Annotated in this window: 22 protein-coding genes; 18 read left to right on the forward strand and 4 right to left on the reverse strand. The window is 60.5% G+C overall.

Features of this window, described 5'->3' with window-relative positions; translation table 11 throughout:
* Positions 1-82 precede the first annotated feature (82 nt).
* From AQS8620_RS14255 to AQS8620_RS14320, 14 genes are all read left to right on the forward strand, one after another.
* A complete protein-coding gene (locus AQS8620_RS14255) occupies positions 83-802 on the forward strand; it encodes an ABC transporter permease (protein ID WP_234990502.1) in 720 nt (239 codons plus the stop codon).
* Entirely contained in the window at positions 802-1,803 is a 1,002-nt protein-coding gene (locus AQS8620_RS14260; protein ID WP_085837695.1) for an ABC transporter ATP-binding protein, read from the forward strand. Before AQS8620_RS14255 ends, AQS8620_RS14260 begins: the two co-directional genes overlap by 1 nt.
* On the forward strand, positions 1,739-2,767 hold the full coding sequence (locus tag AQS8620_RS14265) for an ABC transporter ATP-binding protein (protein WP_085837696.1): 1,029 nt from the start codon (positions 1,739-1,741) through the stop codon (positions 2,765-2,767). The genes AQS8620_RS14260 and AQS8620_RS14265 overlap by 65 nt, the downstream gene beginning before the upstream one ends.
* 307 nt (positions 2,768-3,074) lie before the next feature.
* Entirely contained in the window at positions 3,075-4,283 is a 1,209-nt protein-coding gene (locus tag AQS8620_RS14270) for an aspartate transaminase (RefSeq protein ID WP_085837697.1), read from the forward strand.
* Between the two features lie 194 nt (positions 4,284-4,477).
* Positions 4,478-5,416: a LysR substrate-binding domain-containing protein gene (locus AQS8620_RS14275; protein ID WP_085837698.1), complete on the forward strand. Its 939-nt coding sequence runs from the start codon at positions 4,478-4,480 to the stop codon at positions 5,414-5,416.
* Positions 5,417-5,595: 179 nt separating this feature from the next.
* A complete protein-coding gene (locus AQS8620_RS14280; RefSeq protein WP_085837699.1) occupies positions 5,596-6,774 on the forward strand; it encodes an ABC transporter substrate-binding protein in 1,179 nt (392 codons plus the stop codon).
* Between the two features lie 27 nt (positions 6,775-6,801).
* Entirely contained in the window at positions 6,802-7,671 is an 870-nt protein-coding gene (locus tag AQS8620_RS14285) for a branched-chain amino acid ABC transporter permease (RefSeq protein WP_085837700.1), read from the forward strand.
* A 29-nt stretch (positions 7,672-7,700) separates the two neighbouring features.
* The gene (locus tag AQS8620_RS14290; protein WP_085837761.1) at positions 7,701-8,714 is read left to right on the forward strand and encodes a branched-chain amino acid ABC transporter permease; all 1,014 of its coding nucleotides are present in this window, start codon (positions 7,701-7,703) and stop codon (positions 8,712-8,714) included.
* The gene (locus tag AQS8620_RS14295) at positions 8,711-9,487 is read left to right on the forward strand and encodes an ABC transporter ATP-binding protein (RefSeq protein ID WP_085837701.1); all 777 of its coding nucleotides are present in this window, start codon (positions 8,711-8,713) and stop codon (positions 9,485-9,487) included. The genes AQS8620_RS14290 and AQS8620_RS14295 overlap by 4 nt, the downstream gene beginning before the upstream one ends.
* The gene (locus AQS8620_RS14300) at positions 9,480-10,235 is read left to right on the forward strand and encodes a branched-chain amino acid ABC transporter ATP-binding protein (protein WP_085837702.1); all 756 of its coding nucleotides are present in this window, start codon (positions 9,480-9,482) and stop codon (positions 10,233-10,235) included. The genes AQS8620_RS14295 and AQS8620_RS14300 overlap by 8 nt, the downstream gene beginning before the upstream one ends.
* 154 nt (positions 10,236-10,389) lie before the next feature.
* Complete coding sequence (locus AQS8620_RS14305; RefSeq protein ID WP_085837703.1) at positions 10,390-12,462, forward strand: hydantoinase/oxoprolinase family protein; 2,073 nt, start codon at positions 10,390-10,392, stop codon at positions 12,460-12,462.
* A 5-nt stretch (positions 12,463-12,467) separates the two neighbouring features.
* On the forward strand, positions 12,468-14,132 hold the full coding sequence (locus AQS8620_RS14310) for a hydantoinase B/oxoprolinase family protein (protein ID WP_085837704.1): 1,665 nt from the start codon (positions 12,468-12,470) through the stop codon (positions 14,130-14,132).
* The gene (locus AQS8620_RS14315; RefSeq protein WP_200809635.1) at positions 14,129-14,959 is read left to right on the forward strand and encodes an SDR family oxidoreductase; all 831 of its coding nucleotides are present in this window, start codon (positions 14,129-14,131) and stop codon (positions 14,957-14,959) included. The genes AQS8620_RS14310 and AQS8620_RS14315 overlap by 4 nt, the downstream gene beginning before the upstream one ends.
* Positions 14,956-15,654: an HpcH/HpaI aldolase family protein gene (locus AQS8620_RS14320; protein ID WP_085837705.1), complete on the forward strand. Its 699-nt coding sequence runs from the start codon at positions 14,956-14,958 to the stop codon at positions 15,652-15,654. Before AQS8620_RS14315 ends, AQS8620_RS14320 begins: the two co-directional genes overlap by 4 nt.
* A 127-nt stretch (positions 15,655-15,781) precedes the next feature.
* Here AQS8620_RS14320 and AQS8620_RS14325 read toward each other — a convergent pair whose 3' ends face one another.
* The 3 genes from AQS8620_RS14325 to AQS8620_RS14335 all read right to left on the reverse strand — a co-directional run bounded on the left by AQS8620_RS14325 (position 15,782) and on the right by AQS8620_RS14335 (position 19,495).
* A complete protein-coding gene (locus AQS8620_RS14325; RefSeq protein ID WP_234990503.1) occupies positions 15,782-17,392 on the reverse strand; it encodes an FMN-binding glutamate synthase family protein in 1,611 nt (536 codons plus the stop codon).
* A gap of 105 nt (positions 17,393-17,497) precedes the next feature.
* Positions 17,498-18,538, reverse strand: coding sequence for an L-idonate 5-dehydrogenase (locus tag AQS8620_RS14330; protein WP_085837706.1), 1,041 nt, complete (start codon positions 18,536-18,538; stop codon positions 17,498-17,500).
* Between the two features lie 9 nt (positions 18,539-18,547).
* Positions 18,548-19,495, reverse strand: coding sequence for a 2-hydroxyacid dehydrogenase (locus AQS8620_RS14335; protein WP_085837707.1), 948 nt, complete (start codon positions 19,493-19,495; stop codon positions 18,548-18,550).
* Between the two features lie 126 nt (positions 19,496-19,621).
* Between AQS8620_RS14335 and AQS8620_RS14340 the strand changes: the two genes are divergently transcribed.
* Genes AQS8620_RS14340 through AQS8620_RS14350 form a run of 3 tightly spaced genes read left to right on the forward strand, consistent with a single transcriptional unit; the run spans position 19,622 to position 22,006 of the window.
* The gene (locus AQS8620_RS14340; RefSeq protein ID WP_085837708.1) at positions 19,622-20,413 is read left to right on the forward strand and encodes an SDR family oxidoreductase; all 792 of its coding nucleotides are present in this window, start codon (positions 19,622-19,624) and stop codon (positions 20,411-20,413) included.
* On the forward strand, positions 20,400-20,936 hold the full coding sequence (locus AQS8620_RS14345; protein WP_234990504.1) for a gluconokinase: 537 nt from the start codon (positions 20,400-20,402) through the stop codon (positions 20,934-20,936). Before AQS8620_RS14340 ends, AQS8620_RS14345 begins: the two co-directional genes overlap by 14 nt.
* A gap of 41 nt (positions 20,937-20,977) precedes the next feature.
* The gene (locus AQS8620_RS14350) at positions 20,978-22,006 is read left to right on the forward strand and encodes a LacI family DNA-binding transcriptional regulator (RefSeq protein WP_234990505.1); all 1,029 of its coding nucleotides are present in this window, start codon (positions 20,978-20,980) and stop codon (positions 22,004-22,006) included.
* A 1-nt stretch (position 22,007) separates the two neighbouring features.
* Here AQS8620_RS14350 and AQS8620_RS14355 read toward each other — a convergent pair whose 3' ends face one another.
* Positions 22,008-22,931, reverse strand: coding sequence for a helix-turn-helix domain-containing protein (locus AQS8620_RS14355; RefSeq protein ID WP_085837710.1), 924 nt, complete (start codon positions 22,929-22,931; stop codon positions 22,008-22,010).
* Positions 22,932-23,079: 148 nt separating this feature from the next.
* On the opposite strand from AQS8620_RS14355, the gene AQS8620_RS14360 reads away from it, so the two are divergent.
* A complete protein-coding gene (locus tag AQS8620_RS14360; protein WP_085837711.1) occupies positions 23,080-24,513 on the forward strand; it encodes an arabinose isomerase in 1,434 nt (477 codons plus the stop codon).
* Positions 24,514-24,763: the final 250 nt, after the last annotated feature.

The raw sequence follows: 24,763 nt of genomic DNA on the forward strand, positions 1-24,763 counted from the left end.
CATTGCCATCCTCCTGTGTGTGCTGATCATCCCGGGCTTGTTTGCCGATTTCATTGCCCCTCATGGAGCGCAGGAGATGAACATGCAGGCCCGTCTGCAGCCGCCGGTATTTTTCGGCGGCACCTGGGAGTATATCCTCGGGACCGACCGGCTGGGCCGCTGTATCCTGAGCCGGACCATGCATGGCGCCTGGTATGCCATGTCAATCTCGGCCACGGGGATCATCGTGGGGGTCACCATCGGCACCACGCTTGGCCTGCTTGCGGGATATGCGCGCGGCTGGGTGGATACCCTGGTGATGCGCCTTGTCGATATCACGCTGGCCCTGCCGGCCATTTTGCTGGCGCTGGCACTGGCGGCGATGTACGGGCCGAGTTTCAAATCGGTGATCACGGTGGTCGCCTTCGTGCTCTGGGCCTATTTCGCGCGGCAGGTCCGGGCCGAGGTACTGGTGCTGCGCGAGCGTGATTTTGTTGCCCGTGCCAAGGTCGCCGGCGTGTCGCATGTCAAAATCCTCCTGCGCCATATCCTGCCCAATGTGCTCAACACCATTGTCGTGCTGGCGACGCTTCAGGTTGGCATCGTGATTTCGCTTGAGGCTTCGTTGAGCTTTCTGGGGATCGGTATTCCGCGCCCGACCCCTACCTGGGGCATTCTGGTCGCGGACGGGCGTCAATTGATTGTCTCGGCGTGGTGGATTTCGTTTTTCCCCGGCCTTGCGATCCTGCTTACCGTTCTTTCTATCAACCTGTTGGGCGATTGGCTGCGTGATCGACTTGACCCTAAAACGAGGCCGATGTGATGCCACTTGATCCACAATCGGAGGTCGTGCTCGAGGTCCGCAACCTGACCACGACGATTTCCATTCGAACCGATGAATTCGCCGCGGTCGATAACGTCAGCCTTTCGCTCAAACGCGGGGAGACGCTGGGGCTGGTGGGGGAGTCGGGTAGCGGCAAATCCCTGACCGGTCTGTCGCTGCTGAATCTGGTGCCAAAACATGCCGCCCGGGTCGCGGGCGGTGCGGTGATGCTGGACGGGGTCGATCTGTTGCAGCTGTCCGAGCGCGAGATGCGGCGTGTGCGCGGCAAGAAGATCTCGATGATCCTGCAAGATCCGCAAACCTCGCTCAACCCGTCCTTTAGCGTGGGTAGCCAGATCGGCGAAGCCCTGTCGCTGCACACGGATGTGCCCAAAAAGGGCCTGAAGGCGGCGGCGGTCGAGATGCTGCGCCGCGTGCGGGTTGCTGCCCCCGAACACCGCGTCGACGCCTATCCGCACCAGATGAGCGGGGGCATGCGCCAGCGCGTTGTCGGGGCCATCGCGATTTCCTGCGCCCCCGATGTCATCATCGCGGATGAACCGACGACCTCGCTCGATGTCACGGTACAGGCGCAATACATCCGTCTGTTGCAGGAATTGCAGGCCGAGACGGGCATGGGGATTATCTTTATCACCCATGATTTCGGGATCGTGGCCAAGGTCTGTCATCGTTTGGCGGTGATGTACGCCGGGCAGATCGTCGAAACCGGCCCCGTCGAGCGGATTTTCGATGCGCCCGGGCATCCCTATACCCAAGCGCTGCTTGGTTCTGTGCCCAAGCTGCACGGCCAACAGGGGCGGCTGCCGTCGATCAGCGGCAATCCACCGGCGCTGTGGAATAAACCCAAGGGCTGTAAATTCGCCCCCCGCTGTCCGCTTGCCGATACCCGCTGCCACACCGAGGAGCCACCGGTTTATGACACGCCCGATCAAGACGGGCGTGAACATTGGGCCCGCTGCTGGAGACTGGAAACGCAATGACCCCCCCATCCTAGAAGTGCGGGATCTGACCCGCGTGTTCAACGTCTCGGGCGGCCGGCAAGTGCGCGCCGTCGAAGGCATCAATTTCAAAATCAATGCAGGCCGGACCTTGGCATTGGTCGGTGAATCGGGCTGTGGCAAGACCACCCTGACCAAGATGCTTTTGCGTCTGGATACCCCCACCGCCGGACAGGTTCTGGTCGATGGTGTGGACATTGCAGGGCTGCGCGGGGCGCCGCTCAAGGCCTTTCGCGCCAAGGTTCAAGCGGTTTTCCAGGACCCTTGGGCTTCGCTTAGTCCCCGGATGCGGGTGCGCGACATCGTGGCCGAGCCGTTGCAGGCAACAAGCACCCTGTCGGCAAAGGAAATTGACCTTCGGGTGCATGAGGTGCTGGAATCCGTGGGGCTTCGGGCGGATCAGGCGCGCAATTTCCCGCATGAGTTCTCGGGCGGGCAGCGCCAACGTATCGCGATTGCCAGCGCTTTGGTGTCGCGGCCGCAACTGATCGTGCTTGACGAGCCGGTATCGGCGCTGGATGTGTCGATCCGCTCGCAGATTATGAACCTGTTCAAAGATATCCAGGAGAGCACGGGGGTGAGCTTTCTTCTGGTTGCCCACGACCTTGCGACGACCCGCTATCTCGCGGATGACGTGGCGGTGATGTATCTGGGGCGGATTGTGGAATTCGGCCCCGCTGAACAGCTCTTTACCGCGCCCCAACACCCGTACACAAAGGCACTTTTTTCAGCAGCATTGCCAAGCCATCCCAAGGCACCGCAACAGGAAATCGTGCTGGAGGGCGAAATGCCATCGCCGTTGGACCCGCCAACAGGCTGCGCTTTTCACCCGCGTTGCCACCTGCGGCTGGGGGATATCTGCGTCACGCAGCGCCCCGTGATGCAGGGGCCGCAGCAGGATGTTACCCTTGCCTGTCACCGCGGGTTCGAAAGTGTAGAGGTTTGATTTGAAGTCATAAATTTTAAGGATCGTTTCTTTCGATCCTTTTGCATCCGATCCTCAGGGGCCGTATCGTTCTGGCAAACGATGCGGTCTTTGATGTTGTGACAGGGCCGGAATGCGCCGCCCCGCACCATTGGCGCGGGGTCTGTTTTGTGGGGCGGCGCGCGCTGTCGCCATAGGAAATGTTTATACCCATAGTTTCAGATAAATGGCGCGTTTTGCTTTGCCGCGTTGCTAGGCTTGTCTCCAATCGGCCCGACACAACCGCCTGACCTGCGGTGCGGGGCCCGCAACCCCTCAGGAGACCCCCATGAGCACGTTTCACCCTGCCAGCCGCGTAAGCAACATCAGCATTTCACCCACGACCGTTGCCGCCCAAAAGGCGCGTGATCTCAAAGCCGCGGGGCATGATATTCTCAACCTGACCGTCGGCGAGCCGGATTTCGACACGCCCGAGCTGATCAAGCAGGAGGCCATTCGCGCCATCAATGCGGGCGAGACAAAATACACGCCGGTCAATGGCACGCCCGAGCTGCGCCGCGCGATCCAGCAGGATTTCGCCACCCGGCTCGGGATTGAAACCACGCTGGATGCGATCTGCGTCGGCGGTGGCGCCAAGCAAATCCTGTTTCTCGCGCTCATGGCTTCGGTCGAGAAGGGGAGCGAAGTGATCATCCCCGCGCCCTATTGGGTGTCCTATCCCGATATGGTTGTGGCCAATGGCGGTACGCCTGTCATCGTCGCTTGCCCCGAGGACACAGGATTCAAATTGACGCCGGAAGCTCTGGAGGGCGCCATCACGCCCAACACGCGGTGGTTGATCCTGAACTCGCCCTCCAATCCCACGGGCGTCGCCTATACCGCGCAGGAGCTGAAAGCACTGGGTGCGGTTCTGGCCAGACATCCCCATGTCTGGGTGCTGTGCGATGAAATCTACGACCGCATCTGGTTTGCCAGTTTCGAGGCGACCAGCATCGTGGGAGCCTGCCCCGCGCTTGCCGATCGTGCTCTGGTCGTCAACGGGGTGTCCAAGTCCCATGCGATGACCGGCTGGCGGATCGGCTATGGCGTGGGCCCGCTGCCGCTGATCAACGCGATCAACAAGCTGCAATCGCAGATGTCGTCCTGCCCGTCGTCGATCAGTCAGGCGGCGGCTGCGGTGGCCCTGACCGGCGATCAGTCGGGCGTGCAAGCCCAGGTTGCCGTCTACCGCGAGCGGCGCGACCGTGCGTTGGAGCGCCTCAATGCGATCGAGGGGCTGAGCTGCATCGAACCCGATGGCGCGTTTTACCTTTATGCCAATTGCCAAGGGGTGATCGGCAAGTCCACTCCCGAGGGCCAAGTGATTGCGAACGATCAGGATTTCGTACTGTACCTGTTGGAAAAAGCGGGTGTTGCGGCGGTGCATGGCGCAGCCTACGGGTTGGAGCCCTACTTTCGGATTTCGACCGCGACCTCGTTGGAGGTGATTGACGCGGCCTGCGACCGGATCGAGGCGGCGTGCCGCGCTTTGCGCTAGGCGCGGTTTTCAGGCCGCGGGGCGCAAGGAGGTCTGACCGGTGAGGTGGGACTGGCGTTGGACAAGGCCGCGCGCTGTCCCACCTGAACTTTTAGCCAGCTTATCGCCGGACGCACTTGAGGTAGGTTGGGCACGGGAGGGTATAAGGTAACGTGATAGCTTCGGCGGAATGTCGAGGCCAAAGGAGACGCGATATGTCCGTTGATTTTCGAAAACTGCAAAGCTTCGTCAAGATCATTGATGCTGGCAGCATCTCGCGGGCGGCGGGGCTTTTGAATACGGTCCAGCCAGCGCTCAGCCAGCAGATTGCAGCCCTCGAACAGCATTTCGGGCAAAAGCTTTTGATCCGCTCCAATAGCGGTGTGACGCCGACCGAGGCCGGTCTTGTGCTTTATCGCCACGCGCAGCTCATGCTCAAATATCTCGAACAGGCGTCGCTTGATATCAGCCGTGCGTCGCAGGCGCTGGCAGGACATGTGTCGATTGGGCTTGCGACCTATTCCTCATCTTCCACGCTGTCGTTGCCGATTATCCAGGAGGTGCGGCGCATCCATTCCGGGATTACGGTGCATATCAACGACAGCTTCGGCCAGATCCTGAGCGAGCTGGTGATGAGCGGTCGCATGGACATGGCGATCATCTATGCAAGTCAACCGATCAAGGGCACTAAGCTGACGCCGCTGTTTTCCGAAGAGCTGTTTCTGGTCGCCAACGCCGAGACGGACATGGGCGGATCGCAGGACGCCTCGCTGGATTTGAAGACGCTGGAAAACCTGCCGCTGGTTCTGCCCGGCCGTGGCCATTTCCTGCGCAAACTCATCGACGAGGCTTTTGCGCGGGTGCGTATCGACCCCGTGGTGGTCGCCGAAATCGATTCGGTGCCGTCGCTTGCGGCCGCGGTGAAATCGGGGATCGGTGCATCGATCCTGCCGCTGTCGGTGGTGCGCGGCACACCGGGCCTAGAAAATGCGCATGTGCGCAAACTGGTCAAGCCGGCCATCCGTGCCGACGTCTCGCTCTGCACCCCCGATCCGGCACCCATGAGCGAACCGGCCCTGGCTGTAAAAGCCGTTCTTTTAAAGGTGGTCGCCGAGTTAATCGAAAAACCCCAAGCCGGTTTGATGCTGGTCTGACAGGCCCCGCAGACGGGCGCTGCGCACTCCGCCATAAGATTTTGCAATAAACATAGAGCGGCATTGTTTTGGCGATTTCGCCGCGTCTGGGTCAGCGTTTGAATATGGCAGTTTGATGACACAACGTCGCGGACCGCCGGACAATCGCTCAGAAAAAATAAGCAATAGGGATAATTAAAATGACAAAATCTTCGTTCCGTACCGTCCTGAGTGCCAGCACCATGGCCCTTTGTGCCGCGATGGCTTTGCCCGCTTTGGCGCAGGATGCGGACATCAAGATCGGTCTGGTGTCGCCCAATTCCGGTGCCAACGCGCGCTACGGATCCTTTGCCCAACGCGGTGCGGCCCTTGCGGCCAAAGAGATCAACGAAGCCGGTGGTATCGATGGCCGCATGATTGAAATCTTTCCCGCCGATAGCGTGTGTACCCCTGTTGAGGGCGTGTCCGCGACCCAGCGTCTGATCAACCAGAACGAAGTCGATTTCATCATCGGCGATATCTGTTCCTCCGTGACCCTGGCGATGCAGCCGCTGGTCGAGGATGCCAAGGTCGTGCTGGTCAATGCGGCCTCCTCGAACCCGCAGATCACCTATCAGGCTGGTGTGGGCGGCTATAAATATTCCTTCCGCAACTACCCCACCGACGAAGTGCGCGCGCTGTCGATTGCGAAATATGCGGCCGAAAAGGGGCTGACCAAGCTTGCCGTGCTGTCGGTCGATAGTGACTACGGACGCGGTGCCATCGATTTCACCAAGAAATATATCGATGATCTGGGCGTCACGCTGGTGTCGGAGGACTACTACAAGGAGGGCGAGGTCGATTTCCGATCGGTCCTGACCAAAGTGCGCAAATCCGACGCCCAGGCGATCCTGATGTATGGTCTGGCCGATACCACCCCCATCATCGCGCGCCAGATGATCGAAGCAGGCCTTGCCGGCAAGTTGCCCCTGTTGGGCAATGGTGAATTCTCCGCCGCCGCCACCATCGAGGCCGCGCCCAAAGCCATGGACGGCGCGATCGAGGCAGCGGCCTGGTTGCCCGCCTACGATAGCGAAGGCTCCAAAGCTTTCGTCGCTGCTTACGAGGCGGCATATGACGGCGAAGAGCCCAACAACCACGCCTATGGTCATTGGGAAACCCTGCATCTGCTTGCGCAGGCCATCGACGATGCGGATTCGATTGATGCCGATGCGGTTGTGGCAGCGCTTGAGGCCATTTCGTTCGAAAGCCCGATGGGCACCATCACCTTCGACGACCACCATCAGGCAATCCGCCCGCTTTTGCTGCTGGAAATCGAAGACAACGCGCCTGTCGTGACCGGTTCCGTGACCGGGGCCGTCACCTACGCAGACAACTAAGATCCACAGGGTAAGGCACAAGCCGCTATGTACTTTTTACTAGAACAGATCCTCAATGGCGTCTCGAGCGGGGCGGTCTATGCGATCGTCGCGGTCGGGATGACCATGATCTTCGGTGTCATGCGCGCCATCAACTTTGCGCATGGCGAATATTACATGATCGGGACCTTTGGGGGCTGGTATGCCACGAGCGCCCTTGGCCTGCCTTACCCTGCGGCGATCCTCTTTGGCGTGGCGGTGACAATTGTCATCGCCTACGTCATCGGCAAATTCGTCATGCAGCGGATGATCGGTGCGCCGGTCGAGGCCAGTGTGGTCGCGACGCTCGGCGTGTCGCTCGTGCTGCAGAATACTGCCATCCTGATTTTTGGCGGCAGCTATAAATTCTTTTCCGCAGGCTACATCGAGCCGGTGTTTTTCGGAGACGTCGGCATCGCCCAGCAGCGTTTGTTGATCATCCTTGTGTGTATTCTTGTGTTCCTCGGGCTGGAACTGATGGTGGGATTTACCCGCATGGGCAAAACCATCCGCGCGGTGTCGCAAAACATCGAGGCCTGCGAAGTTGTCGGGATCGACGTCAAGAAGGTCGTGATGACCACCTTTATCCTCGGGACTGCGCTTGCGGGGTTCTCGGGCATTCTGACAGCACCCGTCAACGTGTCGGTCTATGGCGGTATGGGCGAGATCATCACCTTTAAAACCTTGCCGATCATTGTGATGGGCGGGCTTGGCAACGTGCGCGGCACGCTGGCGGCTGCGATGATTTTGGGCATCGCAGAGTCCCTCGTGGCCGGTCACTTCGGCCTGCAGTACCGCGACTCTGTCGGCTTTATCACCCTGATCCTCATGCTGTTGTGGCGTCCGCACGGCCTCTTTTCCTCTCGTGCCCGTTTCTAATGCGGCCCCCCCGTCAAAAGAGAAATATGATGAATAATACTCCTCTCTCGACCACAGCCAGTGATCCCAAACGGCGCAATTTGCGCGCGCCGATCGTGATTGCGCTGGCGGTGGTGGCCTTGGGTGCGCCGATGGTTCTGGGAACCTATGCGGTCCACGCCATGGTCATCGCGTTGATTTTCCTGTTGCCTGCCCATGGGCTGAACCTGCTTGTCGGGTATACCGGCATGCTGTCACTGGCCCAGGCGGCGTTCTTTGGCCTTGGAGCCTATGCCTCGGCGCTGATGTCGATCCACCTCGGGACATCGTTTCCGGTCAATATGCTGGCGGCCATCGCGCTGGCCTGTGTAATCGCTGTACCTTTGGGTATTCCCGCGCTGCGGCTGCGCGATACCTCTTTCGTGATGTGTACCCTCGGGTTTGTCATCATCGGTCAGGCCATTTCCAAAAACTGGATCAGTGTGACCCGCGGTGACATGGGGTTGAACAACATCGACAAGCCGACGGTCGGTCTGGCCGGCTATAGCTGGACCGCAAGCAATCCGGTGGAAGCCTACTACCTGGCGCTGGTGTTGGCCGCTTTTGCGACCTGGGTGTTCTGGCTGGTTGTCCGCTCGCCCGCAGGTCGTAACCTGGTCGCGATCCGTGAAAACGAAACGCTGGCGGAATCGCTTGGCATTCCGACCTGGAACTACCGGCTTGCGGCCTTTGTGATTGCGGCGGGTTTCGGCGGGGCGGGCGGTAGCCTTTATGTCCACTATATTTCCGTGGCCAGCCCCCTGATGTTCCAGACACTCTACACAACCACCATGCTGATTATCGTGCTTGGCGGCGGGGCGGGGTCGATCACCGGCGTCATCTTTGGCTCCTTCCTGTTCGTGGCCCTGTCGGAGGGACTGCGCATCGCACCAGAGCTGCGGATGATTGCCTATGGTCTGTCGTTGTTGATCCTCGTGTTTCGTTTCCCCCAAGGCTTTGCGCCCTTCCTGATGCGTATCTGGGACTGGGCAGGCGGTGTCGATAAAAAGGAGGGAAGCGCATGACTTCGGGCAAAGTTTCAGTTCTCGACATCAAGGGGCTGACCAAAACCTACGGGGCCGTGACGGCGGTCGATAATGTCGATCTGCACATTGATCATGGTGAAATTCTGGGCCTGATCGGGCCGAACGGCTCGGGCAAATCGACCTTTTTCGACTGTTCGACCGGCCTTGCCACCCCTGACAGCGGCAGCGTGTCGCTGGAGGGCAGCGACATTACCAACTGGTCGCTCAACCGCATCGCCCGCGAGGGCCGCATGTTGCGCAGTTTCCAGAAAACGGTGGTTTTCAAGAAACTCGATGTCGAGGAAAATCTGGTCATTGCCGGGCAGATGTTCACCTTTCCCAGCGTTCTGTCGACGTTTTCGGTGGGCAAGCGGTCGCGGATGCGGATCGAGGGCTTGCGCAAACATGCGCGCGAACTGATCGAGCTGACGGGGCTTGGGCCGGTGGCGCATATGGCCGCGGGCAACCTGTCGGGCGGGCAGCAAAAGCTGATCCAGTTTGCCTCGATGTTGATGCCCGACCCCAGGCTGATCATGCTCGACGAGCCGATGGCCGGGATCAATCCCAAACTTGTCGAACGGGTGATCGACACCATCCGCTACGCCAACCGCGAGATGGGCGTCAGCTTTCTTATCATCGAACATAATATCGACGTGGTGACGAGCCTGTGTTCGCGGGCGATCGTTCTGGATCAGGGCCGCAAGCTGTGCGAAGGCACGCCGGCCGAGGTCATTGCAAACAAGCAAGTGCGGGAGGCTTATCTCGGTGGCTGACAATATCACCTTATCGCTGCGCGATGTCCGCTCGGGCTACGCGGCCCTCGACATCATCAACGGGGTGTCACTTGATATTCCGCAGGGCGAATTTGTCGCCCTGATGGGGCCCAATGGGGCGGGAAAATCGACCCTGCTCAAGACCATTTTCGGCATGACCACCTTCAAGGGCGGTGAAATCAACTGGCAGGGGCGCCAGATCGGCGGACTTGCCACCCGCGCCGTGCTGGGCAGCGGAATTTCCTATGTCCCGCAAGGGCGGTGCAATTTTCCGCTGATGACGGTGCAGGAAAACCTTGAAATGGCGGCCTATACGATCCGCGATCCACAGGTCAAAGCGGACCGCGATTACATCTACGAGCTGTTTCCCTCGCTGCTCAAACGGCGCGCGACATTGGCGGGGAATATGTCCGGGGGCGAGCAGCAATTGCTCGAAGTGGCGATGGCCGTGTTGCAGCGCCCCAAAATGCTGTTGGTCGACGAACCCTCTGTGGGGCTGTCGCCGGCGGCGGTGGGGATCGTGTTCGACGAGCTGCTGCGGCTGCGCGATACCGGCCTCACGATCCTGCTGGTCGAGCAGAACACGCGAAAGGCGATGGAGGTCGCGGACCGCGCGGTCATCTTGCGGCTGGGCGAAGTGATCTGGGACGGTAAACCTGCGGATATTACCCATGATGAATTGGGCGAATTGTTCCTCACCGGCAAAATGCGCGCTGAGCTCGCCCATAATGAAAAGCTATCGCAGTAGTTCATAGTGATGTTGGCCTCACGCGGTCCCGACGATCTAAGATGATCTTATAGACCGACACAGGCCCATCTTTTTTCCAACTTTACGGCGGAACCGACCTGCGGAAATTTCCGCAGCAGGGCTGCTGTGTGCAAACGATACTTAGGATACCACAATGGCAAAACTCGCATTTGATACCGGCGGCACATTTACAGATTTTGCGCTGCTCGATGATGCCGGCGATCTGCATCTTCACAAGGTTCTTTCAACCCCGCTCAATCCTGCCGATGCCGTGGTGCAAGGGGTCAGTGAACTTCTTGAACGCTACGAGAGCTCGGTGGACCGCGAGACGTTGCAGATCCTCGGGGCCACGACGGTGGTCACCAATTCGGTACTGGAACGGCGCGGCGCACAGACCGCGCTTGTCACCACCGAGGGTTTTCAAGACATCCTGCGCATTCGCAACGAAGGGCGCTATGACCTCTACGATCTGAAAATCCAATACCCTGAGCCGCTGGTCAGCCGCGCGGAAACCTATGGGGCGCCCGAGCGGATCACCGCAGAGGGCGTGGTGATGAAGGCGCTCGACGAGGAGGCCATTCGCGATCTGGGCCGCACCCTCAACGAGACGGGCATCAAATCGGTCGCGGTCAGTTTGTTGCACGCCTACAAATACCCCGACCATGAGCGTCGGGTGCGCGATCTGCTGAGCGAAACCGCGCCGGATGTCTATGTCACGATTTCCTCGGATGTCTGCCCTGAAGTGCGCGAATTTGATCGCACCTCGACGACAGTCGCCAATGCCTACACCCGCCCCTTGATGGAAAAACACGTGGATGAGTTGGCACATGCCTTTTGCGAGCGGGGCATCGAACGCGATATGTTGTGGATGACCTCGTCCGGAGGCCTCGTTCCTAGTCCGCGTGCGGCCAAACTGCCGGTGCGCCTGATTGAATCGGGTCCTGCGGCAGGGGCTGTGGCGGCGGCGGAATTCGGCCGCATCGCGGGCGAGACCAGTGTATTGTCCTTTGATATGGGCGGCACCACCGCCAAGCTGTGCCTCATCCCCAATGGCGAGCCGACCATCGCCTCGGAACTTGAGGTCGCGCATTACCATCGCTTTCGCAAAGGCTCGGGTTTCCCGCTCAAGATCCAGTCGATCCATATGATCGAAATCGGTGCCGGCGGTGGTTCGATTGCGGCGAAAAACCCGCTTGGGCTGCTCAATGTCGGCCCGCGCTCGGCGGGCGCTTTGCCCGGACCTGCGGCCTACGGGCGCGGCGGCACAGAGCCAACGGTCACCGATGCGGATATCGTTTTGGGCTATATGGGCACAGGCAACTTCGTGGGCGGCAGTTTCAAAGTGTCCAAAGACGCGGCCATCGCGGCGATCGACAAGCTGGCGGCAGAACTGGGCGTGACGCGGGAACGCTGTGCCTGGGGCATCCATGATCTGGTGAACGAGGCCATGGCCAAAGCGGCCGCGATGCATGCGACCGATCTTGGCGTCGATCCGCGCGCGCTGCCGATGGTCGCCTTTGGCGGCGCCGGGCCGGTCCATGCCTACGGCATCGCCCGCAAACTCGGGATCAACCGGATCATCTGCCCGACCGGGGCCGGGGTTACCTCTGCGCTTGGCCTGATGATTGCGCCAGTGGCAGTCGATGTATCGGCGTCGCGTCCCATGCGCCTTGACGCTTGGGACAGTGCCACGGTCAAACCCATTCTGGACGACCTCGCAGCACAGGGCAGGGATGTGGTTGCGGCCGCCGGTGTTGCGTCTCAGTCCATTGAATATCGCTATACCGTCGATATGCGCCATGTCGGTCAGGGGCATGAAATCAGTGTCACCTTGCCCGCTCTTGATCTGCCGCAGGCCGAATTCCTCGCCGAGGTCGAACGCCGGTTCTACGCGCATTACATCGAGTTGTTCGGTCGCAAGGTCGAAAATTCCAGCATTGAAATCATCACCTGGCGCATGCGTGCAAGCGGCACCAAATCCGAGGCGCAGCGCCCCGTGACCGAAGTTGTCGGACCCAAGGCCCTCAAAGGGCATCGCACGATCTATTTCGACAGCCTCGGGGCGTCGGTCGAGACCCCGATCTACGATCACTACGCGCTTGCGGTGGATGCGCCGATTGCCGGTCCTGCCATCATCGAACAGCGCGAGTCGAGCATTGTCATGGGCCCTGAGGGCACTGCGCATGTCGACGCCAAAGGAAACCTCATCATCGATATCGAGGAGTAAGCACCATGGCTAAACTTACCGCCGACCTTACCGACCCTATTACCCTTCAGGTGATGTGGAACCGGCTGATTTTTATCGCCGACCAAGCCGACAACGTGTTGGGGCGCACTGCCTTTTCGCCCATCGTGCGCGAAAACCATGACTATGTGACCGTTCTGCTGGACAGCCGCGGGCAGGCCCTGGCGCAATGCACCTGGTCGATCCCGGTGTTCATCTCGTCGCTGCCTGCCGCCGCACAGAACCACTTTTTGAAAAAGTTCACGCCGGACATGCTGGAAGAAGGCGACGTTCTGGCGACCAATGACCCCGAGATCGGCACCGGCCACTTGCCCGATGTCACCATGATCACACCGATCTACAAGAATGGCAAAATCATCGCCTATGCCGGATCGATCGCGCATTTGCCCGACATTGGCGGGCGGCCGTTGCACTCGGAGGCCAATGATATTTTCGAGGAAGGCATCCGCTTTCCCATCGTAAAGCTGCATAAAAAGGGCGTGCCCAATCAGGATGTGCTCGATGTGATCGCCGCGTCGGTGCGTTTGCCCATCGAGGTGCAGGGCGATCTGGACTCGATGGTGGCCGCGAATAACGTGATGGGGCGCGAGCTGCTGCGTTTTCTCGATGAATACGACCTCGACGAAGTCGACAGCCTTGCCGATGTGATCCACGGCATGTCCGAGCGCCAGACACGCTCGGCCATCGCGAAATGGCCAAACGGCACCTATACTTCCGAGGTCACGCTTGACGGGTATTCGCCGCTGATCGTGCTCAAGGCGGCTGTGACGGTCGAGGACGACAAAATCCATGTCGATTACGCAGGCTCGTCCGATCAGGTGCTCAATTCGATCAACTGCCGCACCAACTACCGCTACGCTCACACGGCCTATGCGCTCAAATGTCTGCTTGATCCCGACACGCCCAACAACGAGGGCTGCATCACGCCCTTTACCGATGAGGCGCCCTTTGGATCAATCCTGAACCCGCAGCCGTGGACGGCAGGCAATTCGCGCAACCTGATCGGGCATGTCATTCCTTCGATGATCTTCAAAGCGCTCGAAAATGTCGCGCCCAACGAGGTGATCGGGGATAGTGGTGGCGCGCCGATCTGGGCGGCGAACTGTGTTGGTCAGCGTCCCGATGGCACGCAATACGGCTCGGTGCAGAACTTTCATGGCGGTCAGGGGGGCCGGTCGGATTCCGATGGGCTCGACACGCTCAGTTTTCCGTCGAACTGCAAGGTGACGGCCGTCGAGATGTTCGAACTTGTGGTGCCGGTGCTGACCGAGTGCAAGGAACTGATCCCTGACAGCGGCGGTGCGGGCAAATACCGCGGCGGCCTTGGGCAACGTGCGGTTCTGCGCAATCTGGGCGACAGTCCGATGTCGATCTATCTGGCGTCCGAGCGCACCCAGATCCCCTGTTTCGGGGTGACGGGCGGCAAGGATGGGCGCATCGGAAAAGTCCTGAAAAACGACGAGCCGCATTTCCCCAAAGGCAAGATCAGCCTTGCGAAGGGTGACTATCTGACGCTGGAAACACCCGGTGGTGGCGGCTGGGGCAATCCCGTCGAGCGTCCGCGCGATCTGATTGCCGAGGATCTGCGTTTGGGCTTGATCACACCGCAGGCCGCGGTGGACCTATATGGAATGGAAGAGGAGAAGGCATGATGACCAGGCCCCTGGATGGAAAAATCGCGGTCGTGACGGGCGCAGGCTCGGGAATGGGGCGCGAAATCGCGCTGTCCCTGGCCAAAGAAGGCGCAAAGGTCATTTTGTGTGGCCGTCGCGCCGAACCGCTTGAGGCAATCAAGGCCCAGATCACCAGCGCCGGTGGCAGCGCCTATGTCGAGCCGCTCGACATCACAGATCGTGCGGCGATTTTTGCCTTTGTCGCGCGGGCTAAAAAGTTCATCGGCCCGATCGATTTGCTGGTGAACAACGCGGGCAGTGCGAGCAAGGTGCTCAATGCGCGCTGGCTGTCGGAGGAGGAATTCGTCTCTACCGTCGAGGTGAACCTCACCGCCGTGTTCAACTTTTCCCAAGCGGTGCTGCCCGACATGCTGGAAAAAGGCGAGGGGACGATCATCACCGTGTCGTCGCTTGCCGCTTTGACACCCAACCTGCTGGGGGGGGCGGCCTATGGCGCGGCCAAGGCGGGGGTGCGCAACTTCATGGGGTTCATGCACACCACCTATCGCCATCAGGGCATCCGTTCGGTCTGTGTTCTGCCCGGAGAGGCCGATACGCCGATCCTTGACAACCGCGCGCGTCCGCCGTCGGAGGCCGAGCGCGCACGCATGCTCGCGCCCGAGGATGTCGCCGCAGCCGTGTCGATGGTGGCCTGCCTTCCGGCGCGCGCCACTGTGCCCGAGCTGCACATCTGTCCGACGTTCCAGCGCGATATCAGCGTCGATCTGGATATTGCCCGCTGGCAAGGGGCACCGGCGGATTTGCCGGACCTGCCCGAGCACCTCAAACAGGAGGACAAGGCATGAATGGCGCAAAGCTTCGCGCGCGGCTCAAGGCCGGTGAGGTGTTGAGCATGGTCAACACCCACCATGTGTCCTCGGGTCTGGCACAACGCATGATCGAGGCGGGGGCGGATTCCGTGTTTCTGGATTGTGAGCACGGGATGTGGAGCCATGAGGATATCCGCAGCCATGCCCAGGCCGTGCGCTCGGTCGGCGGGGCAGGCATCGTGCGCCCGCATTCGCATGAACGCCCGGTGATGATCCGCTACCTCAATGCCGGGGCAGACGGGCTGATGGTGCCCATGGTCAACACCGCCGAACAGACGGCAGATATTGTCGAGGCTGTGCGCTATGCGATGCCCTCCTCCTATCAGGACCGGCTGGTGATCTGCATGATCGAAACGCCCGAGGCCATCGACAATCTCGACGAGATGCTCAAGGTCGAAGGCGTTGACGTGTTTTTTGTCGGCCCCTCCGATCTGTCGCAAAACATGGGCTATTCGCCCGGCCTGCCCGCCAGCGAGCCGCGGCCCAAAGAGGTCGTTGACGCAATCGAGGACGTGTTTGCGCGGGTGCGCGATGCAGGGTTGGCCACGGGTACGCTGGTGCGCGAGGTCGATATCACCCATTGGACGCAAAAGGGCGGTCAGTTCCTCTACATCCACTCCGATCCTTTTCTGGTGTCTGGCATGTCACGGATGAAATCGCTGGTCGCGTGACCCGTTGAGACCGGCGGGGCCATTGGCCCTGGATTTTGCCGCCGGTTGAAGCGTCGGTTCCCGTCCCAACTTAGCCGACGCTTTTGGCGCTGTCCGGTCCCTGCCGAACAGCGCCTTTTTGCACGCCCTACACCCCGTCATCATTGGGATAGAAACTGGCCGGATCGGCGCGGTTCCAGCGTGACAGGTAGCCGTCGCCCTCGTCATGGCCGGCGATGAGGAACCCGTGGGGAAGCTCTTTGTACACCTGGTTGCCCACCACCATGTTGCGGTCCTTTTCGCGCAGCATGATGTGATGCGGGCGAAAATCATTGGGGTGCACCAGCCCCGCCGCCCCGGTAATTTCAGCCAGCGCTGCAAGCGTATTGGCGTGAAAATTTGCCACCCGTTGGGCTTTGTCGGGCACATTGAGGGCGCGGGCACGCAGTGTATCCTGGGTCGCGATGCCCACAGGGCACCGGTTGGTATGGCACGATTGCGACTGGATACAGCCAAGCGCGAACATGTAGCCGCGCGCAGAATTTGCCCAATCCGCGCCCAATGCCATGGCTTTGGCAATATCAAACGCGGAGGTCAATTTGCCGCTCGCCCCGATGCGGATGTCGTCGCGAATACCCGCGCCGCGCAGGGTATTGTGAACGAAGGTCAGCCCCTCCACCAAGGGCATGCCCATGTGATTGGCAAATTCCAACGGAGCGGCCCCGGTGCCGCCTTCCTTGCCGTCGACAACGATAAAATCGGGGTAGAAATTTGTCGCCAGCATCGCTTTGACAAGGCACATGAATTCACGCCTGTGGCCGATGCATAGTTTGAAACCGACAGGCTTGCCGCCGGAAAGATCGCGCAACTGCCCAAGGAATTCCATCAGTTCAAGCGGCGTTGAAAAGGCCGAATGCGAGGGCGGGGAAATACAGTCCACGCCCATCGGCACGCCGCGCGCGCGTGCAATTTCGGCAGTGATTTTGGCAGCGGGCAGCACGCCCCCCAAACCGGGTTTTGCCCCTTGGCTCAATTTCACCTCGATCATCTTGATCTGGGGATTGCGTGCGGTTTGGGCGAAAGCGTCGGCATCAAACCTGCCATTTTCGGTGCGGCAGCCAAAATAACCCGAGCCGATTTCCCAGATCAGATCGCCGCCCTGATGATGAAAGGCGGACACGCCGCCCTCGCCGGTGTCATGGGCGAAGCCACCGGCCTTGGCCCCGCGATTGAGCGCGACGATGGCATTGCCCGACAGCGCGCCGTAACTCATGGCCGAAATGTTGTAGACCGAGGCCGCATAGGGCTGTTTGCAGGCGGGGCCGCCGATGGTGACGCGAAAATCCTTGTCCGCGATGTGGCGCGGTCGAATGGAATGGGTCAGCCATTCGTAGCCCGCATCATAGACCCGCTTTTTCGTGCCAAAGGGTTTGGAGGATTCAAGATCCTTGGCACGTTGGTAAATCAGCGTGCGCGCGTCACGCGAAAACGGCTCTTCGTCCTCGTCATTCTCGAAAAAATACTGTCGCAATTCAGGGCGGATGCTTTCCAGCAGATAGCGCATGTGCCCAATCACAGGATAGTTGCGCAGGACGGCATGTTTGCGCTGGATCAGGTCATAAACCCCGAGCGCACAGAGGCAGGTTCCAAGGGCCAGAATGATCCGCGCTTCGAGAGAGTGAGGAGAGAGGGCGAGTGCGGCGCCGGTCAGCAATCCGATAAGAGCGAATGCGCTGAACCTGTGGATGGTGTGAAACACGGGGAAAGGGGCTCCGGTTGGAGATGTCAGGGCGGGGGAAGGCCCCCCTTGGCGTGGCCATGCCAAGGGGAAATCGGCTAAAATTTGGTATCGATAACTATAATATCAGTCAAAAATGATTTGTGCTTTGATGGCCGAGTTGCGATCGGAAGCGCAGAGGAAGGCGCGCTCTGCATCGTCAAGGGCGACCTGATGGGTGATCAGCGGGGTGACGTCGATCCGCTTTTGCTGCATCGCCTGCACGCCCAATGCGAATTCCTCGTGGAACCGGAAAGAGCCGCGCAGATCGAGTTCCTTGGCCGTGATTTTCATCATCGGCAGCGGCATTTCTCCGCCGAGCCCGAGCTGGACGATGGTGCCGCGCGGGCGCATCGCCTCAAGAGCGGGAACGAGGGCCGCGGCCACGCCGGTACATTCGAACAGCGTGTCAAAGGTCCCTTTCCCGCTTGTGTAGGGGGCCAGCCCGTCTGGCTCTGTGCCGGTATTCAGCGCGACATCGGCCCCGAGGGTGCGCGCCATGGCGAGGGTGAAATCGGACAGGTCGGTGGCGACAATTTCAGCGGCACCGGCGAGGCGCGCGGAGAGGATCGTGAGCAGACCGATGGGCCCGCATCCCGTCACCAGCACCCGTTTTCCGAGCAGCGCGCCCGCGCGTCGCACCGCATGAAGCGTCACCGCCAACGGTTCGGCCATCGCCGCTTCGCCGGCGGTGAGGCCATTGGCGACAACACATTGCGCCGCATCGGCGATCAGTTCCTGACGAAACGCCCCCTGGATGTGGGGAAAGGGCATCGCGGAGCCATAAAAGCGCATATTCTCGCAGTGATTGGGCAGGCCCTGATGACAGAATGAGCAGGCCCCACAGGGGCGCGAGGGCGAGACGGCCACCAGATCGCCGAGGGCAAGGCCGCTCACCGCCCCACCGATTTCGGTCACATGGCCCGCGACCTCATGCCCCAGAACCATGGGTTCGCGCAGGCGCACCGTCCCGAAGCCACCATGGTGATAGTAATGCAGATCGGAGCCGCAAACGCCGCCCGCCTTGATCGCAATGCGGACCTCATGCGGGGCCAGTTTCGGGTTTCGCGGCTCTTCATAGGGTTCGACCCGAAGATCCTTTGGACCGTGAATGACGATTGATTTCATGGGATTTTCCTAAATTACAGCGGTCGGAAGCGGTGTGCCTGCGAAATGCGCCGCAAGGTTCGCGCGCAGCAGGTCGCCCATCGCCTTGCGGGTTTCAACGGTGCCCGAGGCCTGATGCGGCTGCAAAAGAATGTTTGGAAGGGTGGTAAACCGCGGATCAAGCTGCGGCTCGTTTTCAAACACGTCGAGGGCGGCCGACCCAAGGGTGCCATCGCGCAGCGCGCTGATCAGCGCCTCTTCATCGACGTTGGAGGCGCGCGAGACATTGATCAACATGCCCTCGGGGCCAAGCGCCTCGATCACCGGCCGGTTGACGATATGGCGGGTGGCGCTCGACGCGGCCGCCGCGACGAAAAGGAAGTCAGACTGGCGCGCGAGGTCTTCGGGGGTCGCGATAAATTGCCAGTCAGGGGCGTAATCCTTGGGGGCAACATCGCTATAGCTGATCTGCATGCCAAACCCCGAAAGGCGCTTGGCAATTTCAAAGCCGATACGCCCGAGGCCCAGAATGCCCGCCCGTCTGCCCCAGGCACGCCGTTGCAGCGGCAGGTTGCCGGTTTGCGCCCAGGCACCGCCGCGCACCCAGGCATCGCCCGCGACCACGCCACGGGTTTGCGCCAGCATCATCGTGACGGCGAAATCCGCGACATCGCCGGAGAGAACATCGGGTGTATTGGTCACGCGGATGCCACGCGCCCGGCAGACATCCAGATCGACCGCGTCATAGCCCACGCCATAGACAGACACGATTTCCAGATTGGGGCAGGCATCGAGCAGCGTATGATTCGCCCCCAATTCGCCACGCGTCGCAATCGCGCGGACCTGGGGTCCGTGTTCGGCTAGAAACGTCGCCTTATCGTCGGCCTCAAAATAGCGACGGACGTCGTAGGCTTGGTTCAAAGGGGTCTCGTCCCATGCGGGGTAGGCCCCGATTTGTAGAATGGCCGGTTTGCTCATGTCGTTCTCCGCGTCGTTGATCAGGGTCTCGAACAGGAAATGGGAATCTCTGTGCTTGACGTGAAATAGTTATCGATAACATATGGAGGCCAGAGACGGTTGTCGACAAAATAAACGGAGGGTCGCATGGACCATCATACCGAGTTCTTAAATCGCAGCTTTGGATTGACGGGACGTTGCGCGCTTGTCACCGGCTCCTCGCAGGGGATTGGCTATGCGCTGGCGCTTGGTCTGGCACAGGCGGGAGCGCGCGTCGTGCTCAACGGGCGCGATCGCACCAAACTTGCGGCCGCCGAGGCAAGTTTGCGCAAGCAATGCCCTGCCGCCGAAGTGTCGCTTTTGGCGTTTGATGTCACCGATCACGGGGCTGTGCGCAGCGCCATCGATGCGTTCGAGGCAAACGACGGACCTATCGACATCCTGGTCAATAACGCGGGGATGCAGTTTCGTGCGCCCCTTGCCGAGTTTCCCGCCGATCGTTTCGACCAATTGTTGCAGACGAATGTAGGCTCGGTGTTCAACGTCGGCCAAGCCGTTGCGCGTCATATGATCACGCGGGGGCAAGGCAAAATCGTCAATATCTGTTCGGTTCAAACCGCGCTCGCGCGGCCCGGGATTGCCCCCTACACCGCCACCAAGGGCGCGGTCGGCAACCTGACAAAAGGCATGGCAACCGATTGGGCGCAACACGGGCTGCAATGCAACGCCATCGCGCCGGGATATTTTGACACGCCGCTCAATGCGGCTCTGGTCGCTGACCCCGAGTTTAGTGCATGGCTGGCCAAACGCACCCCTGCCGCGCGCTGGGGCAAGGTCGAGGAACTTGTCGGGGCCTGCGTGTTCTTGTCGTCGGAGGCGTCGAGCTTTGTGAACGGCCATGTGCTCTATGTGGATGGAGCCATCAGTGTCTCGCTTTGAGCAAAACCATGTCGTGATCATGGGCGTCTCGGGCTGCGGCAAATCCACGGTGGGGGCCGAGCTGTCGCGCCTGTCGCGCATCCCCTATCTCGATGGCGACGACCTGCATCCTCTTGCCAATGTTGAAAAAATGCGCGCCGGAGTGGCACTTGGTGACGCGGACCGTTTGCCGTGGCTTGAGGCGTGCGGGCGGCATCTGGCCGGCGCGCGGTACGGGTTGATTTTGGGGTGTTCGGCGCTCAAATCCGACTACCGCGATCTGATCCGCAAATGTGCGTTTCCGGTGCAGCCGGTCTTTGTCTATCTGGAAGGTGACAAAGAGCTGTTGCAGGCGCGGCTGCACGCGCGCGCAGGCCACTATATGCCCGCGTCGCTGCTTGATAGCCAGCTTGCAACCCTCGAGCCGCCAGGCCCCTCCGAACGCGCCATTACCGTCAATATCGCCCGCCCGGCCAAGGAGCTTGCAGAGGAACTTTTCAATCAGCTCGGCTGGCGCGCCCAATGTGTTGCCCAGCGTCGATAGCTCGGATAGCGTGCGCCGATGTTCCTCAAACCGAGCCGCCGATGAGCCCTGCCAAGCGTCACGCGAAAGTCAAAATGACCGATATCGCGCAGGCGGTAGGGGTTTCGGCGATGACGGTATCGCGGGCCTTCAAAGGCGACACGGGCGTCAAGCCCGCCACCCGCGCCGCAGTCCTGAGCAAGGCAGAGGAACTTGGCTACGTCTTTGATGCCACGGCCGCAAACCTGCGCCAAAGCCGCACAGGGTTTGTCGCGGTCGTCGTTCCGTCTCTCGAAAACGCCAATTTTTCGGCGACGGTGCGGGCATTGTCCAAAGCGTTGAGTCAGAAGAATATTCAAATCCTGCTCGCCAATACCGAGTATGATGTCGAGGAAGAAGAACGGCTGATCCCGCAGCTGCTGCGCCGCAATCCCGAAGCGATTGTTCTGATCGGCACGCAGCACAGCAAACGCACAAGGGCCCTGTTGAAAAAGGCGCCAGTGCCGGTCATCGAGATCTGGGATCTGCCACGGGAGGCCATTGGCCATGTGGTCGGGTTTTCCAACTTCGATGCCGTGCAGCTTTTGGTCGCGCATCTGGTGAAGTCGGGGCGCCGGCGGTTGGGGTTTCTGGGGGGCGAGGCAGGGAATGATCCGCGCGGACAACAACGGCGCGCGGGTTTTGTGGCGGCCCTTGCGCAGTTGGCGCTGCCTGCGCACCGGTTGGTGCCCTTGGGAACGGCGCCCGTGGGGATGACCGAAGGGGCCGCAGGGCTTGATCGGTTGCTGTCGCAATTTCCCGATACGGACGGAATTATCTGTGTGTCCGATCTTGTTGGCTTTGGCGCAGTGGCACAATGTGCACGGCGCGGCATCGCGGTGCCGGAGACGTTGGCGATTGCGGGGTTTGGCAATTACGAAATCGGTCGGGTGTGCGAGCCGGCCCTGACCACGGTCGATGTGGGGGCTGAACAGATCGGGCAACGCACCGCAGAACTGGTTTTCGATCTGCTTGCGCCCGGCAACACGCGCCAGGGACCGCGGCGCTTTGACATACACCCCGACCTGATCGTGCGGCGCTCGACCCCCTAGCTCAGTTTTCAGAGTCCTCATCCTGCCCGCTGCCCTGCGAGGCTGCCAGTTGCGCCGCGCGCCAATGGGACGGCGCCTGAGCCATCGCGCGCTGGAATTGCTCGGAGAAATGGAACGGGGAACTATAGCCCAAAAGCCCTGCGATTTCTTTGACCGAGCGATCCGAATACTGCAGCAATTCACAGGCGCGGCGCATTCTGACCTCTGTTTGATACTGTTTGAGCGATATCCCCATATGCTCGCGAAACTGCCGTCGCAGGGTGGAATAGCTGACGCCCAGATCCCGCGCCATGTCGCCCAGCCCTTGTTGGGGGCCGCTTACCTCGCTGAGTTTACGCCGCGCGCGATCGACCAGACGTGCACGCTCGTTGTCGCCCGGCCTGCGCGATTGCACGAATTGCGCCAGCAGCGCCAATCCCGCGGCAGAGAGAGCGGGCTGATTGCCAAGCGCATCCTCGCGCGACAGCTGATGGATATTCTGGAAGATGTCGACCGCATTGCGCGCGCCAACCCACAGCGGGGCTTGGGGGGAAAACAATCCCATCGCCCGCATGTGGTCAAAAGCCGCGCCGCGACATTCGATCCAGCTTTCCGTCCAGCCGGTGTCTTGCTCTGGCGAAAAGCGGTGCCACACACCGGGGAATAGCAAAATGACATCGCCCGCGTTGACCTCATGCACGACCTCGGATTTCGGTGCTGCCTGCAACCTGCCGCGCCCCTCGGTGATGAAGGCGAATTGATAGGCCTGAAGCGTTCGCCCGCGTTCCCAGATCAGGTGGTGATCATCGGGGTGGCGCACCGGCGGATATTCCGACCCCGGCAGGATGCGCGTAAATCCCGTCGATAAAGCCGTACAGCCCAAAGCCGCACACAGCCGGTTTTCGGGCAGGTAGACAAAGTAGTCCTCTGGCTCGGTCGTGATCATTTTTCATATGCTTTCGATCAATATGCCCAAAACATAACGTAACCACGCGGCATATTCGAGTGTTACGGTATCAGGGAGGGTCATTTTTAGCATGACTCGGAAATATGCTGCAGTCGGCGGGGAGGTCGCGCAGCATCGGGAGGATCGTATGAAAGACTTTGAACGGCCCCTGCGGGTCGGTCTGTTCGGCATCGGGCTGGACACCTACTGGCCGCAATTTGCCGGATTGGAACAACGGCTCATCGGCTATGTCGATGTGGTGGCGGATAAAATTGCGCGCGATGGCGTTGAGGTGGTCAACCTCGGGCTGATCGACACGCCGCAAAAAGCGGTGGAGGCGGGGCATCAGTTTCGCGCAGGCGATGTCGATCTCATCTTTCTCTATGTCACCACCTATGCGCTGTCCTCGACCGTGCTGCCGGTGATCCGCCGCGCCGGTGTGCCGGTGGTGATCCTCAATCTTCAACCTGAAAGAGCGATCGATTACACGGCCTTTGCCAAACTCGAAAACCGTCGGACCATGACTGGCGAATGGCTGGCCCATTGTGCCGCCTGTCCGGTGCCCGAGATCACCAACGTCCTGCAACGCAGCGGTATTTCCTCCCATCAAGTGACCGGCGTGTTGCAGGGCGACGCGCATGTAGACCGCGAAATCGACGATTGGATCGAGGCCGCGCGCGTGGCGCATATCATGGCGCATACGCGGCTTGGTTTGATGGGGCATTACTACAACGGGATGCTGGACATCTATTCCGACCTGACCGCGCAATGTGCGGCCTTTGGCACCACGGTCGAGATTCTGGAGATCGACGAGCTTGCGGCGATCCGGGACCAGCTTCAGAGTGGCAGCATCGCGGCGATCCGGGACCGCATCACATCCGAGTTCGACATCGCACCCGATTGCGCAAGCGCCGAACTGGACCGGGCGGCGTCCACGGCAGCGGCCCTGATCGAACTGGTGGCGCGCCATGATATTGGCGCACTGGCCTATTACTATGAAAGCGTCCCCGATCACCCGCATGAGGATGTGATTTCCTCGGTCATTCTAGGGTGTTCGATGCTCACGGGGCAGGGGGTGCCCTGTGCCGGAGAGTATGAAGTCAAAAATGCCCAAGCCATGAAAATCATGGACAGTTTTGGCGCAGGTGGCTCGTTCACCGAGTATTACGCGATGGATTTCGACGCAGATGTGGTCCTTATGGGCCACGACGGTCCGGGGCATCCGGCAGTGGCGCAGGGCAAGACCAAAGTGCGCCCGCTCGAGGTCTATCACGGCAAGGTCGGGCGGGGCCTGAGCGTCGAGATGTCGGTCAAACACGGACCCGTCACCCTGCTTTCTGTGATTGAACGGGCGGGCAAGGTCGAGCTGGTGTTTGCCGAAGGTCACTCTGTTGCGGGACCGATCCTCGAGATCGGCAATACCAACAGTCGATATCAATTCGACATTGGCGCGCGCGCTTTCGTCGAGAACTGGAATGCCGCTGGCCCTGCGCATCATTGTGCGGTGGGCGTCGGGCATCTGGCAGGTCGGTTGAAAAAGCTGGCCTTGCTGCTGGGGATTGTCAGCGTCCAGATTTGCTGACGACACACAAACTATCAGTTTATGGGAGGAGACCAAATGACTGACCTGACCCTGACACGCCGCGTGGGCCTTGTGCTGCGCGGGGCTGTGATCGGTGGCACTGTCGTGATGACAGCCGTCGCTGCGAGCGCGCAAGAGACACCGACCCCCCCCGAGGCCGTGGCGCAATTCGCCCCTATCGAGGCCGGCAGCGGCGCTGGCGTTACCATCGGCTTTACGCAGTTGGTGCAGGGCGTGCCCTTCACGGAGG

The sequence above is a fragment of the Aquimixticola soesokkakensis genome, from assembly GCF_900172375.1.
GTDB lineage: Bacteria > Pseudomonadota > Alphaproteobacteria > Rhodobacterales > Rhodobacteraceae > Aquimixticola > Aquimixticola soesokkakensis.